Below are 12,009 nucleotides of genomic sequence, written 5' to 3' on the forward strand. Positions count from 1 at the left end.
AGGGCAATCCGAATTATTTTAAAATTGATTCCTTTTTATTCACTTCTGAATAGACCTTTGTTGGCAGACCCCAAATCTTAATAAATCCTACTGCGGCATTATGATCAAACGCATCACCTTTTGAATACGTTGCTAGTTCCTCGTTGTATAAGCTGTAAGGAGACTTTCTGCCCACAACCGTATGATTACCTTTATGAAGCTTGACACGAATTGTTCCAGAAACGTTTTTTTGAGTTTCATTAATAAATGCATCAAGTGCTGGTTTTATCGGAGAATACCAAAGTCCTTCGTAAATGATCTTCGCCATTTGCTGTTCAACCTGTGTCTTAAATTGTGTAACCTCACGAGTTAGAGTTAAAAACTCTAATTCTTTATGGGCATTGATTAAAATTAGCGCAGCAGGATTTTCGTACACTTCACGAGATTTAATTCCTACTAATCTATTTTCAATATGATCAATACGGCCAACACCGTGCTTGCCGCCAAGCTCATTTAAGGTTTCAATTAATTGAACAAGTGGGAGTTTCTCACCGTTAAGGGCAACAGGTACCCCCTGTTCAAATTCAATTTCAACATACTCCGCTGCATCTGGTGTAAGTTCTATTGGATTCGTCCAATCAAAGGCTGCTTCTGGCGCCTCAGCCCATGGATCCTCTAGAACTCCGGCCTCACAAGCACGTCCCCAGATATTGGCATCAATTGAAAATGGATTATCTAAATCGACTGGGATTGGAATTCCGTTCTCCTCAGCATATTTGATTTCTTCGTCACGTGTCATTCCCCATTCACGAACAGGGGCAACAACTTTTAAACTTGGATTCAATGCTTGGATGGAAACTTCAAAACGTACCTGGTCATTTCCTTTACCTGTACAGCCATGAGCAACAGCAGTAGCCCCTTCTTGTTCAGCTACCTCCACTAATAGTTTTGAAATAAGCGGTCTAGATAAAGCTGAAGATAATGGATATTTTCCTTCATATAAGCAATTAGCTTTTAATGCTGGTAAAATATATTCCTTTGCTAATAATTCTTTAGCATCGATCATATAGGCTTTAATGGCTCCGACATTCAGTGCCTTATTTTTGATGGCTTCTAAGTCTTTTCCTTCACCGACATCTAGACCTAATGCAATTACATCGTAGCCATATTTTTCTTGAATCCATTTTACTGAAACTGATGTATCTAAACCGCCTGAGTAGGCTAAAATGATTTTTTCTTTTGTCATTGTTTTTATTCTCCTCTTACCGTATGTGTATTTTTATTCAACCGATAGAATTATTATACAACAAATCTCATAGAAAAGGAAACTATTATGCTAGTAAAAGTTTTAAAATTGCTTTCTGGGCATGAAGACGGTTCTCCGCTTCATCAAAAACCACTGAATGAGGACCATCGATGACCTCTGCTGTTACTTCTTCGCCTCGATGGGCAGGCAAGCAATGCAAAAAGATATAGTCATCCTTTGCATTCTTACAAAGTTCATTATTTACTTGAAATCCATGGAACGCCTCGAGTCTTTTTGAAGTTTCTTCTTCCTGCCCCATACTGGTCCAGACATCTGTTACGATGACATCTGCATCTTTAACAGCTTCTAGCGGATCATTTGTAATCACGAGTTTACATCCAGTTTGTTTTCCAACTTTAATTGCCTTCTCTGTTATTTTTCCATCAGGCAAATATCCTGGGGGACTGGCAATGCTAATATCCATTCCAACCTTCATCGCGCCTTCCATTAAAGAATGAGCCATATTGTTATTGCCGTCCCCAATATAGCACATCTTTAAGCCGGACAGTTTCCCTTTATGCTCAAGAATCGTTAAAAGGTCAGCTAACACTTGGGTAGGGTGCTGCAGGTCAGTTAAACCATTAATAACTGGTACTGTTGCATGCTCAGCTAATTCTTCGACTGAATCGTGTGAAAACGTTCGAATCATTAATCCGTCCACATAGCGCGACAACACTTTTGCGGTATCAGAAATACTTTCTCCTCTTCCAAGCTGGATATCCTTTGAACTTAAGAATATTGCATGACCGCCTAACTGCAGCATCCCTACCTCAAATGATACCCTTGTACGGGTGGATGATTTTTCAAAAATCATCCCTAAAACCTTCCCGCTTAAATACGGATGCGGTTTTCCTTGTTTTTGGAGCTTTTTCATCTCTATCGCCTCGTTTAGAAGATAGAGGATTTCATCTGTACTAAAATCGGAAAGCTGTAAAAAGCCCTTTCCTTTAAGTTTCGGCTTATTTATATTACTAATTTCATTTAATTTAATGGCCTCACCCATGAACGGCACCTCTCTCTTCCAACTTGTAATATTCATTCATAGATCGAACCTCAGAATCGGATTGAGATCCTTTTTCCAGGCCGATAATCGCTTCAATTGTATCTAAGTGTGTAAATACTGGTACCTTGTAGCGAACCGCATGTTCGCGAATCTGGAAACCAAATTTAATTTTATTTCGTCCTTGATTCGGTATATTAATGACAGCCTTCATGGACTGTTTTCGGAAAAGTTCAATGACTTCTGCATCGTCCTTAATCACTTTTTCAACATCAATTCCATGGTTTTGGAAATATGAAGCAGTCCCCTCTGTAGCAACAATCTTGTATTGTTTTATTACAAGTTCTTGAATGATAGGAAGAGATGCTTGCTTATCTCGATCAGAAATGGAACAGAAAATATAATTTTCATCTTGTTGCCCGCCAAGAGCAGGAATAGACTTTTCAAGTGCCTCTTGATAGGTTGCTCCCATGCCAAGCGCTTCACCAGTTGATTTCATTTCTGGTCCTAGCACATGGTCAACACCTTTTAGCTTACTTGATGAAAAAACAGGTGTTTTTACTGAAAAATAGGATGGCTCATCCATTAGTCCCTTTGTTGAACATAGATCTGAGAGGGTCTCTCCTAATTGAACGCGTGTCGCCCATTCAATCATCGGAATTCCTGTGACCTTACTCATGATTGGCACTGTTCTAGAAGAACGCGGATTGACTTCAAGCACATTAACCTGGCCTTCATAGATAACAAATTGAATGTTCATGATTCCAATAACTGGTGCTGAATTTGCAATTTTTTCGGCATAATCAATTAACGTTTCTTTAATTTTCTCTGACAGTGATATCGGCGGGAACACCGAGATGCTATCCCCTGAATGGACCCCAGCTTTTTCTATATGTTCAAAGATACCTGGGACGACGATATTTTCCCCATCACAAATGACATCAATCTCGCACTCTAATCCAGGTAAGTATTTATCTACTAATAATGGCCACATCGTTGCTTGCGAATTTTTCTCAAGTTGCAGTATATACTGGCTCAATTCCGCTTCTGAAAAAATAGTAAACATTGATTGGCCGCCAATGACATAGGATGGGCGCACCAGGACTGGATAACCCAGTTTAGTGGCTGCTTCTATTAATTCGTCAGAATGCGAAACGGTTTGACCCTCTATATGCGGAATGTTTAAGTCTTCAAGCAACTGGTAAAATTCTTTACGATCTTCTAGGCGATCAACATTTTTCACCGTAGTACCTAAAATTTTGATCCCTTCTTCTTCTAAATCATGGGCTAAATTAATGGCTGTTTGCCCACCGAACTGAATCAATACACCTTCCACCTGTTCTTTTTCGATGACATGAAGTACATCCTCTGCTGCGAGTGGTTCAAAATAAAGGCGGTCTGCAATCGAATAATCGGTACTAACGGTCTCAGGATTGTTATTGATAACAACCGCTTCATAGCCCTTTTTCTTAATCGCTTTTGCCGCGTGTACCGAGCAGTAATCAAATTCAATCCCTTGGCCGATTCGAATTGGGCCAGAGCCAATGACAAGAATCTTTTTCTTGCTCGTCACTTCAACTTCATCAAACCCGTGCCAGGTTGAATAATAGTAAGGTGTAACAGCATCAAACTCAGCTGAACAGGTATCAACCATTTTATAACCAGGTTTCCAGTTGAGTTCTTTCCACTTGCTTCTTACCTGCTTTTCAGGAATAACATATATTTGAGATATGAGCTTGTCGGAAATATTATTTCGCTTTGCCACCTTAAGCAAGGAAACTGGAACATCGCTCCAATTATAGGAAGCTAATTCCGTTTCTAACGTAACGATTGAGCTAATTTTGTGTAAAAACCATGAATCAATCTCGGTCAACTGTCGAACTTTTTCAAGTGATATCCCTCTTCTAAGCGATTCTGCAATGATGAATAATCGCTGATCATTTGCCTGTTTAAGAAGTTCAAGTAAGTTCTTTTCATCAATTAATTTATTTCTTTCGAGGCAAAGTCCATAAACATTCATTTCCATCGAGCGAATGGCTTTGTTTAAGGCACCTTCAAATGTCCGATCAATCGCCATTACTTCCCCAGTTGCCTTCATTTGCGTTCCTAAGGTCCGGTCCGCTTCAGGGAATTTGTCAAAAGGAAAGCGAGGTAGTTTTACCACAATATAATCAATCGCTGGCTCAAATGATGCGAAGGTATTACCTGTTATCGGATTCACAATCTCATCCAAATGATACCCAATCGCACACTTCGCTGCCATCCTGGCAATTGGATAACCAGTCGCTTTAGATGCAAGCGCCGAAGAACGGCTCACCCTTGGATTTACTTCGATAATGTAATACTGATTCGATTCCGGATGAAGAGCAAACTGGATGTTACAACCACCGATAATCTTTAATTCTTTAATAACTTTTATAGAAGAATCACGAAGCATTTGATATTGGACATCTGTTAATGTTTGCGACGGAGCAACAACAATGGAATCCCCTGTATGTACACCGACTGGATCCATATTTTCCATATTGCAAACGATGATGCACGTGTCATTGTCGTCTCTCATGACTTCATACTCAATTTCTTTCCAGCCTTTGATACTTCTTTCTACCAACACCTGCTGAATCGGACTTGCCGCTAAGCCTTTTTTCAGAACAGTTTCCAGTTCTTCATCATTATAAGCAAAGCCGCCTCCATCCCCTCCAAGTGTATACGCAGGGCGAATGATGACTGGAAATCCAATTTCCTTTACAAAGGAAACTCCTTCCTCAAAGCTGTGAATAATCGCGGACTCTGGAATTGGTTCACCAATTTTAAGCATCAAGTTACGGAACTTCTCTCTGTCCTCACCATTTTTGATAGACTCAACAGATGTTCCTAATAATTCAACATTGTATTTTTCTAAAATATTTTGTTCGTAAAGCTGCACAGTTAAATTCAGACCCGTTTGGCCGCCTAGTGTACCAATAATACCATCAGGTTTTTCTTTCTTGATGATTTTTTCAATGGTTTCAACGTTAAGCGGTTCAATATATACCTTATCGGCAACGGCTTCATCTGTCATGATGGTGGCCGGGTTATTATTAATTAAAACAACTTCAATTCCTTCTTCTTTCAAGGCTATACATGCCTGTGTACCTGCATAATCAAATTCTGCAGCCTGCCCAATAACAATTGGACCTGATCCAATCACTAGTACCTTTTTTAAACTTTTATTTAATGGCATAAACAGTCTCTCCCATAGAAGCTATCTGAGTTACGAAATTTTTTAAAATATATTCTGTATCGCTTGGTCCTGGATGGGCTTCAGGATGAAATTGCACGGTTTGTATCTGATGGTTCTTATGCATTAACCCCTCAATCGAACGGTCATTTACGTTTCGGTAGGTGACATCGAATTCCTTGTTGTCAATACTTTCGTCAACGACAACATAGCCATGATTTTGTGCTGTGATTTTCACTTTTCCAGTCGTAAGTTCCTTCACTGGATGATTACCACCGCGATGCCCATAGGCTAGTTTTTTTGTTTTAGCCCCATATGCAAGGGCGATTAATTGATGCCCCAGACAAATGCCCAATGTAGGATAGTTCTGACTTATTTTTTTTATTTCTGGAAACCATTTTTTTAATTCCATTGGGTCCCCAGGTCCATTACTGAACAGGACACCATCTGGATTCAAGGCCTTTATTTTTTCATAAGGAGTATTGTATGGGACGATTGTTACCGCACAGTTTTCATCTAGCAGGGCGTTGAGAATCGACTTTTTAAATCCATAATCCATGAGCACCACATGCGGCCCTTGGTTTTTGAAATATTGAATTTTTTTAGTTGATACTTTCTCCACCCAAAATGAAGATTTTTCTGGAGCTGACATTTCGCCATTCTTGGACTGGCTTAAATACCCTTTTACCGTCCCACGGCTGCGAATGGTTTTTACTAAAAGACGCGTATCAATTCCTGCAATCCCAGGAACTCCTGCCTGCTTTAGTTTTTCAGAGAAATTATTTACGGATTGATAATGGCTCGGTGTTTCACATAAATCACCGATAATCACCCCTGATAATGCTGGTGTGATGCTCTCATCATCGATTGCATTAACCCCATAATTACCGATAATAGGATAACAGAAGGTAATGATTTGTCCTGCGTATGATGGATCAGTGATAATCTCTTGATACCCAGTCATGCTTGTATTAAAAACCACTTCTCCGAAAGACTCTTTTTCGGCACCAATTAGTACCCCCTCAAATACTTCTCCCGTTTCCAAAGTAAGGTATCCATTCTGCAACATACTCACTCGCCTTTCTCAATACCTTGGAAAGTTATTTCCAACGCTTTAATAAATTCATTTATTTCTTCCTTTGTTACTGTTAACGGAGGTAAAATTCTCACTACATTTGGTCCGGCTGTTAAGATAAGAAGATGGTTTTCGATTGCCTTTTGAACAATTCCTAAAGCATTCGTTTCGACGACCATTCCCTTTAATAGGCCGAGTCCGCGGATATCTTTTATAAAAGAGTACTTTTCCTTCAGTTCTTGTAACTTTTTATCTAAGTACCCTGAAATTTCGTTGGCGTTATTTAATAAATTACTTTCAGTAATATGTGTAACAGTCGCGAGTCCTGCTGCTGTTGCTAATGGATTTCCTCCAAAAGTACTGCCGTGGCTTCCTGGGTCAAATCCTTTAGCGGCTTCTTCTTTTGCGATCATTGCTCCAATTGGAAAACCTGAACCAAGTCCCTTTGCAATGCTAATGACATCGGGCTCTATGCCGTATTGTTCATATGCAAAAAGTGTGCCTGTTCTTCCGATCCCTGTTTGGATTTCGTCCACCATAAGAAGGATTTCTCTTTCTTGGCAAATTTTCGCAAGTTTACTAACCCATTCTTGGTTCGCTGGTATGACTCCACCTTCGCCCTGAACAAGCTCAAGGAGAACGGCTGCAGGCTCGAGTGTATAGAGCAGTTCAAGTGCTTCTTCATCATTAAAAGGAAGATAACTAAACCCGGATACTAACGGAAAAAATCCTTGTTGAATTTTTTCTTGTCCTGTGGCCGATAAGGTGGCTAGCGTTCTACCATGAAAGGACTGCTGAAACGTTACTATTTCAGGGGATTCCTTCCCTTTCACTTTGTTGGCATATCTTCTAGCTAACTTGATCGCTGCCTCATTTGCTTCCGCCCCACTATTACAAAAGAAAACTTGGTCACCGCAGCTATTGGCAGTAAGAATCGCTGCCAGTTGGTGCTGATTCGGTATGTTATAGAGGTTTGAACAGTGCCAAAGATTCTGTAATTGCTCCTCAAGTGCTTCTTTTACGACATCAGGCACATGCCCTAGGTTACAGGTCGCTATACCGGAAGTGAAATCTAAATACTGAGTACCCTTTTCATCCCAAACATAGCTTCCCTTCCCTTTAACGACAGTAACAGGGAATCGACTGTATGTTGCCATCACTGGCGAGGCTAGGGAGATTGAATTATTGATTGACATTACGCGATCCCCTCTTCTAAGACAATTTTTGTGCCGACTTTTTTTCCATCCATATAATCTATCAAGCTATTTTTCTCAAATCCATTGATAATACCAACCTCAGGTATGTTATGAACAAGGCCGTCAATAGCGGCTTTTACCTTCGGAAGCATCCCACCATAAATTGTTTTATTATCGATTAACGTTTCAATTATAGATTTGGAAGCTTTATCAAGTTTCGTCTTCATTCCATTTTTTTCAATTAATATCCCTGGAATATCACTGATAAAACAAAGATTTGCTTCCAAAGCTTTGGCAATCGCACTTGCTGCTATATCTCCATTAATGTTGTATCGCTGTCCGCTAGCATCTATTCCGATGGGTGAAATGACTGGGATATATCCTTGTTTTACGATTGTTTCTATTACATTGTGATTTACTTCGATTACATCCCCTACAAAACCTAAATTCTTTGAATCAGAAGTTGGCTCTGCTTTTAACAAACTGCCATCAACACCACTCACACCTAGAGCTTCTCCGCCAACTTCTACAATATTTCTTACAACTTGTTTGTTGACTGAACCGCTTAATACCATTTCAACGACATCTAACACCTCGTGATTAGTCACTCTTAAACCATTCACAAATGTAGTTTCAACATTTAAGTTTTTTAATAATGAAGTGATAAGTGGCCCGCCCCCGTGGACAATGATTGGTGTCCACTTACCTGCTTGATGCATTTTTACGACATCTTCATAAAAGGATCTTGGGAGATTATCTAACACACTTCCGCCGCACTTAATGACTATATATTTCATTTTCAGGTCCTCCCTTACGTGCGGTAAGATGCGTTGATTTTCACATAATCATAAGTTAAATCGCATCCCCAGGCTGTAGCGCTATATTTACCTTGATTTAATTCAACACTTAATTTAACATTTTCCGACTCTAAGTATTCCTTCACTTCTTCTTCTACAAACGTGCTTGGCAGACCATTTTCGAACACAGTGAAAGGTCCGATATTCACCTTAATTGCGTTTGGTTCAACCGGTACACCGCTGTAGCCAATTGCAGTAACAATTCTTCCCCAGTTTGGATCCGTTCCATAAATTGCAGTTTTAACTAGGTTTGATGAAATAATCGCTTTACCGACTGCACTTGCTGCGTTTTGACTGTAAGCACCATTTACTTGAACTTCTACTAGTTTTGTAGCACCTTCACCATCTCTTGCAATTTTTTTAGCAAGTGACTCACAAACGATTTTTAACCCTTGTTTAAAAATATTCCATTCAGGGTGATCTTTAGTTAGTGGTTTATTATCAGCCAAGCCATTTGCCATAACTAAAACCATATCGTTCGTACTGGTATCACCATCAACCGTAATCATATTGAAAGTTTGATTAGTTATATCTCTCAATGCTCCAAGCAGGTCTTCTTGGGCAATGTTTGCATCTGTTGTTACAAATCCAAGCATGGTAGCCATGTTAGGGTGAATCATTCCAGAACCCTTTGAGGTACCGCCAATGGAAACTGTTTTTCCATCGATTTTCATTTGCACTGCTATATGTTTGATACAAGTGTCAGTTGTTAAGATAGCATTCATAAAATTATTTTCATTTTCATTCTCTTTATTTAGGATTTGTTTTATCCCTGCATTTACTTTATCCATCGGCAGTAGTTCCCCGATCACTCCCGTGGAAGTTACCGCTACGAGATGGTCTTGTATTCCCAGTTCGCTTGCAAATCCCTTTTGCATAGCGAATGCATCAAGTAAACCTTGCTCTCCTGTACAGGCATTGGCATTCCCTGAGTTTACGATAATTGCTTGAATCATATTTTCTTTTGCGATACTTTCTTGGGTAACTAACAATGGAGCTGCTTGAAAGATGTTGGTTGTATACACCCCTGCAGTTGTTGCAGGAACTTCTGAAATGATATATCCCAGATCAAGTCTCTTTCTTTTTATTCCACAGTGCATGCCGCCTGCTTTGTATCCTTTAGGTAAGGTCACACTACCTTCTTCTATAATTACGATTTCATTTGTTGATGTAGCTTGTGTCAATTTAATTTCCCCCTTCAAATTTCCCTTCGTTCTATACATAAAAGGTAGTAGTTTTACTTATGGATACATTGGAATGTCTGTAAGCCCTGTTCGCTCATCCCAGCCATTCATCAAATTCACATTTTGGATGGCCTGCCCGGCAGCCCCTTTAACTAAATTATCGATAACTGAAATGATGGTCAGGCGGTTTGTTCTTTCGTCAACATGCAGCCCGATATCACAAAAATTACTTCCAGCAACCTCTTTTGTTGAAGGTATATTCCCTTCTGGACGTACCCTTATAAAATGAGAATCTTGATAAAATTGTTTATATAAATCTATAATTTTTTTTGATGAAATTTCTTCTGTTAGATTCACGTACATCGTGCACATGATTCCCCTTGTCATTGGAACAAGATGGGTTGTAAATGTAACCGTTATTGGACTTCCACTCTCATCTGAAAGTACTTGCTCAATTTCCGGAATATGCTGATGTGCTCCTAGTTTATAAGCTTTTATGTTTTCATTGATTTCCGAGTAATGGGCTGTTAAGGAAAGTCCTCTTCCAGCTCCAGAAACACCAGATTTTGCATCAATGATAATCGACGTTTCATCAGCCAAATTTGTTTTTAATATCGGAATAAGACCGAGTGTAGTCGCAGTCGGATAACAGCCCGGATTGGCTATTAAGTTAGCTGTTTTAATTTTTTCTGCATATATTTCACTTAATCCGTAGCTTGCTAGTTGTAGATATTTCTCATCGGCAGGTTTATGTTTATACCAAGATTCATATTCTTCAGTAGACCTTAATCGAAAATCACCGGATAAATCTATACATTTAACCCCGCTATTTAAAAGTGACGGAACAAGATTACTACTCACACTGGAGGGCGTCGCCAAAAACACAATATCATTATTTTCCCCTAAAGCATCTGCATCAAAGGATTCAAGAGGTTGATCAACAATGTCAGATAAGTGGGGATAAATATCACTAAACCTAGCGCCCGCTTGGGAGTTAGAAACAACAGAACCAATTGTCAAATGAGGATGCTTTTGAATTAAGCGAATAAGTTCAATCGAACCGTAACCAGTACCACCGATAATTGCAGCTTTCAATTTACCCAACTCCTAAGTGTCTTTCATAATGAATTATTATACATAGTTATATATAAATATTCAATAGATAGATACCTTAATTTTCAGTTTTATTTAGTTATTTCGCCTCTTTTTAATGAAAACGCTTACATTATGTTGTGTGATATTATTCCATTTTTATGCATCTTTATGTATAAGAAAAACAGTGGACATGCTATTAGAAAATAGAAGTCACTGGTAACGATTGGTGCTTATTCGTGCCCGTCTCCTTACAAAAATAGAAAAAGCACTCCTCTGAGTGCTTTTCGGATATTTATAGACTTTCATGCAACAAGTTTAATACACTTCGCAACTCCTTCACATTTACCTGTCCGGGTGCTGAGGCTTTTTTTGCTGCCCCAAAAGTAACAGCAGACCCAAATACTTCGCCAGCTAATCGACTTATGACACCTTTACCTGCCATAGACATGGTAATGAACGGCCTATTCGCAAACTGTTCGTTCATTGTATTTGTTGCATCTAAGAGGGTTAGCACATCGGCTGTACTATTTGGCATTACAGCAATTTTTGGTATATCGCCCCCAAACTCTTGTGCTTTCCGTAACCGCGAGATAATTTCCTCTTTTGTTGGCGTCTTATGAAAATCATGGTTAGAGACAATAACAAAAACATTTTTTGCATGTGCCTTTTCAATTATTGTTTTGACTTCATTTTCATCATTAAATAACTCAACATCAATGATATCCACCAGACCTGTTTCTGCGACCGTCTTGTTTAATTCAAAATAAAAAGAAGTGGTTATTTCCTTATTGCCGCCTTCTTTATGACTTCGAAAGGTAAAGATAAGTGGTGTAGTAGGCAGGATCGTGCGAATTTCAGCAAGAGCCTTTTTCACCTGTTCAAAATCTTCTACTTGGTCAAAAAAGTCAACCCGCCACTCCACTACATCTAATTCAATTGTTTTTAGAAATTCGGCTTCTTCCTTTAATTGTACAAGTGTTTCTCCCACCAACGGGACACAAATTTTTGGCATTCCTTCCCCAATGACGAGACCTCTAACCGTTACTGTTTTAGTCATTTGTTCCCACTCCTTGTCCCATTCTACATAAGTTTTGATA

General features: G+C 39.2%; 9 protein-coding genes. All 9 read right to left on the reverse strand.

Annotation, left to right across the window (positions count from 1 at the left end; translation table 11 throughout):
• Positions 1-13: 13 nt before the first annotated feature.
• The gene (locus AB7942_RS20570; protein ID WP_088085850.1) at positions 14-1,225 is read right to left on the reverse strand and encodes an argininosuccinate synthase; all 1,212 of its coding nucleotides are present in this window, start codon (positions 1,223-1,225) and stop codon (positions 14-16) included.
• Between the two features lie 85 nt (positions 1,226-1,310).
• On the reverse strand, positions 1,311-2,288 hold the full coding sequence (gene argF / locus AB7942_RS20575) for an ornithine carbamoyltransferase (RefSeq protein ID WP_369448324.1): 978 nt from the start codon (positions 2,286-2,288) through the stop codon (positions 1,311-1,313).
• Entirely contained in the window at positions 2,281-5,508 is a 3,228-nt protein-coding gene (carB, locus tag AB7942_RS20580; protein WP_369448325.1) for a carbamoyl-phosphate synthase (glutamine-hydrolyzing) large subunit, read from the reverse strand. Before carB ends, argF begins: the two co-directional genes overlap by 8 nt.
• Positions 5,495-6,571, reverse strand: a complete 1,077-nt coding sequence (locus AB7942_RS20585; RefSeq protein ID WP_369448377.1) for a carbamoyl phosphate synthase small subunit — start codon at positions 6,569-6,571, stop codon at positions 5,495-5,497. The genes carB and AB7942_RS20585 overlap by 14 nt, the downstream gene beginning before the upstream one ends.
• 5 nt (positions 6,572-6,576) lie before the next feature.
• Positions 6,577-7,776 carry an acetylornithine transaminase gene (locus AB7942_RS20590; protein ID WP_369448326.1) on the reverse strand — a complete coding sequence of 400 codons (1,200 nt, stop codon included), beginning with the start codon at positions 7,774-7,776 and terminating at the stop codon, positions 6,577-6,579.
• Positions 7,776-8,573 carry an acetylglutamate kinase gene (gene argB, locus AB7942_RS20595; protein ID WP_369448327.1) on the reverse strand — a complete coding sequence of 266 codons (798 nt, stop codon included), beginning with the start codon at positions 8,571-8,573 and terminating at the stop codon, positions 7,776-7,778. Before argB ends, AB7942_RS20590 begins: the two co-directional genes overlap by 1 nt.
• 14 nt (positions 8,574-8,587) lie before the next feature.
• Positions 8,588-9,856: a bifunctional ornithine acetyltransferase/N-acetylglutamate synthase gene (gene argJ, locus AB7942_RS20600; protein WP_369448328.1), complete on the reverse strand. Its 1,269-nt coding sequence runs from the start codon at positions 9,854-9,856 to the stop codon at positions 8,588-8,590.
• 18 nt (positions 9,857-9,874) lie between these two features.
• On the reverse strand, positions 9,875-10,912 hold the full coding sequence (argC, locus tag AB7942_RS20605; RefSeq protein WP_369448329.1) for an N-acetyl-gamma-glutamyl-phosphate reductase: 1,038 nt from the start codon (positions 10,910-10,912) through the stop codon (positions 9,875-9,877).
• Positions 10,913-11,204: 292 nt separating this feature from the next.
• Positions 11,205-11,969, reverse strand: a complete 765-nt coding sequence (gene aroD / locus AB7942_RS20610) for a type I 3-dehydroquinate dehydratase (RefSeq protein ID WP_369448330.1) — start codon at positions 11,967-11,969, stop codon at positions 11,205-11,207.
• Positions 11,970-12,009: the final 40 nt, after the last annotated feature.

The sequence above is a fragment of the Neobacillus sp. BF23-41 genome, assembly GCF_041106275.1.

What these genes read in the sequence shown, in the direction of transcription:
- argF (WP_369448324.1), bottom strand. Translation starts at nt 2,288, where the DNA reads ATGGGTGAGGCCATTAAATTAAATGAAATTAGTAATATAAATAAGCCG.
- AB7942_RS20590 (WP_369448326.1), bottom strand. Translation starts at nt 7,776, where the DNA reads ATGTCAATCAATAATTCAATCTCCCTAGCCTCGCCAGTGATGGCAACA.
- argB (WP_369448327.1), bottom strand. Translation starts at nt 8,573, where the DNA reads ATGAAATATATAGTCATTAAGTGCGGCGGAAGTGTGTTAGATAATCTC.
- aroD (WP_369448330.1), bottom strand. Translation starts at nt 11,969, where the DNA reads ATGACTAAAACAGTAACGGTTAGAGGTCTCGTCATTGGGGAAGGAATG.
- AB7942_RS20570 (WP_088085850.1), bottom strand. Translation starts at nt 1,225, where the DNA reads ATGACAAAAGAAAAAATCATTTTAGCCTACTCAGGCGGTTTAGATACA.
- carB (WP_369448325.1), bottom strand. Translation starts at nt 5,508, where the DNA reads ATGCCATTAAATAAAAGTTTAAAAAAGGTACTAGTGATTGGATCAGGT.
- argJ (WP_369448328.1), bottom strand. Translation starts at nt 9,856, where the DNA reads ATGTATAGAACGAAGGGAAATTTGAAGGGGGAAATTAAATTGACACAA.